The sequence below is a fragment of the Paraburkholderia sp. JHI2823 genome (genome assembly GCF_038900695.1).
Classification (GTDB): Bacteria; Pseudomonadota; Gammaproteobacteria; order Burkholderiales; family Burkholderiaceae; genus Paraburkholderia; species Paraburkholderia mimosarum.
Genome location: NZ_JAYMRY010000412.1, coordinates 1 through 255, shown reverse-complemented (window position 1 = coordinate 255; position 255 = coordinate 1). Strand labels below are relative to the sequence as shown.

At 63.9% G+C, this 255-nt stretch carries 1 protein-coding gene; it reads left to right on the top strand.

Translation table 11 applies throughout. The annotated features are described in order from the left end of the window. The coding region (locus VSR34_RS39205) for a hypothetical protein (RefSeq protein ID WP_342965325.1) at window positions 1-255 on the top strand (255 nt) is incomplete at both ends.

Here is a 255-nt window from a genome sequence, read left to right as displayed (position 1 = left end):
CGACGCGTCAGGGCACGCGCGAGCTGCTCTGGAAGATCCGCGCCAAACGCGTGATTCTCGCAACCGGTGCGCACGAGCGCCCCATCGTGTTCGGCAACAACGATCTGCCGGGCATCATGCTGGCCTCGGCGGTATCGACGTATATCCATCGCTACGGCGTGTTGCCGGGACGCAATGCGGTCGTGTTCACGAACAACGATGCTGGCTATCGCTGCGCACTCGACCTCAAGGCGTGCGGCGCGAACGTAACGGTCG